This window comes from Jatrophihabitans sp. (genome assembly GCF_036389215.1).
Lineage (GTDB): Bacteria > Actinomycetota > Actinomycetes > Mycobacteriales > Jatrophihabitantaceae > Jatrophihabitans_A.
This window is the reverse complement of record NZ_DASVQG010000335.1, coordinates 1-1,703: the sequence shown is the minus strand read 5'-3', so window position 1 is coordinate 1,703 and position 1,703 is coordinate 1. Positions and strand designations below refer to the sequence as shown.

The 1,703-nt window shown below is 70.3% G+C and carries 1 protein-coding gene; it reads left to right on the top strand.

Annotated features, from left to right (window positions below; genetic code table 11):
* The first annotated feature begins 345 nt into the window (after nucleotides 1–345).
* Nucleotides 346–1,602: an IS110 family transposase gene (locus VF542_RS18990; RefSeq protein ID WP_408653265.1), complete on the top strand. Its 1,257-nt coding sequence runs from the start codon at nucleotides 346–348 to the stop codon at nucleotides 1,600–1,602.
* The last annotated feature ends 101 nt before the right edge of the window (nucleotides 1,603–1,703 follow it).

The window sequence follows — 1,703 nt, the reverse complement described above, 5'->3', positions numbered from 1 at the left end:
GGCGCAACGAGGAACAGGAACCAGACTGCACCTACACCTGGCTACCGCCGGCGCAGCGCACCATCTGACAATCCTTCTCTGGCGACGGCGAACGCAGGCCCACAGCCGCGTCCCTGAAGTCCCGGGCAGCCCCTGCCGGGGAGAGCCGTTCCGGGCTGAAAATGGTGCGCGGTCGCCCGTAGACGCCGTAGTCGCCTGGTCGATGGAGGCCGTTCTGAAGTCGGGCGCGGGGAGCTGTGCTGTGGGCCGTTTCGTGTGCTGCGAGCACGAGGATCAGATTCACCGTTCCCTGCAGCTCCCACGGGTGGCCGCCCCAGTTCGTATCAAGGGGCGGAGGCGAGACCGATGCAGGTCGAAGCCGAGCGGGACGAGATCATCGAACGGATCGCCGCACTCGATGTGAGCAAGGCCGAGGTGGTGTGCTGCGCCCGGGTGCCCGGCCCCGGCCGGCAGCGGATGCAGGAGGTCCGCACCGTCTCCACGATGACCGCCGCGCTGCTCGGGCTGGGCGACTGGTTGGCCGGCCTGGGAGTGACCCGGGTGGTGATGGAGGCCACCAGCGACTACTGGCGGGCGCCGTTCTACCTGCTGGAAGACCGGTTCGAGACCTGGCTGGTCAACGCGCACGACGTCAAGCACCTGCCGGGCCGGCCCAAGACCGACCGGCTGGATGCGGTCTGGCTGTGCAAGGTCGCCGAGCGGCAGATGCTGCGCCCCAGCTTCGTCCCACCGCCGGCGATCCGGCAGTTGCGCGATCTGACCCGCTACCGGGTCGACCTGCTCGCCGTGCGCACCGCGGAGAAACAGCGGGTGGAGAAGCTCCTCGAGGACGCCCTGATCAAGCTCTCGGTCGTGGTCAGCGACCCCTTCGGCGCCTCCGGCCGGGCCATCATGGCCGCGTTGATCGCCGGCGAGCGTGACCCGATGACGCTGGCAGACTTGGCCCGCGGCCGGCTGCGGGCCAAGACCGACCGGCTGATCGAGGCGCTGACCGGCCGGTTCACCGAGCACCACGCCTTTCTGCTGACCCAGATGCTGGCCCGGGTCGACGGCATCACCGCCGACATCGCCACCGTGCAGGCCCGCATCGACGCGCAGATGGGCGACCTGGCTCCGGCCGTGGCCAAGCTCGACGCCATTCCCGGCGTGGGGCCGGTCGCCGCGCAGATGATCCTGGCCGAGATCGGCACCGACATGAGCCGCTTCCCGACACCGGCGCACCTGACCTCCTGGGCGCGCTTCGCCCCCGGTGTCAGTGAGTCCGCCGGCCGACCCACGGGCAACGCCGGCACCGGCAAGGGCAACCGGTATCTGGCTCGCATCGTCGGCGAGGCCGCGGTCAGCGCCGCCCGTACCGACACCTTCCTCGGCGAGCGCTACCGGCGCATCGCCCGTCGCCGTGGCAAGAAGCGGGCGATCGTCGCGGTCGGCCGATCGATCCTGGTCGTCATCTGGGCGTTGCTCTCCGATGAGCAGGCGCAGTTCGTCGACCTCGGCCCGGACTTCTATGCGGCCCGCGCCAACCCCGAGCGCAAGGTCCGCCAGCACGTGCGCGAGCTGCAGGCGCTCGGCTACAGCGTCACCCTCAACCCCGCCGCCTGACCCAGGACCAGGAAATTTTCGGATCAGGCGCCGAAGAACCGCTTGGCGAGTTCCTCGCGCTCCCGTCGGTCGGCCTCGAACCGGGGGCGCCCGGCGTCCAT

Bases quoted from the DNA above. Each gene is read 5' to 3' on its own strand.
- VF542_RS18990 (WP_408653265.1), top strand. From the start codon at position 346: ATGCAGGTCGAAGCCGAGCGGGACGAGATCATCGAACGGATCGCCGCA.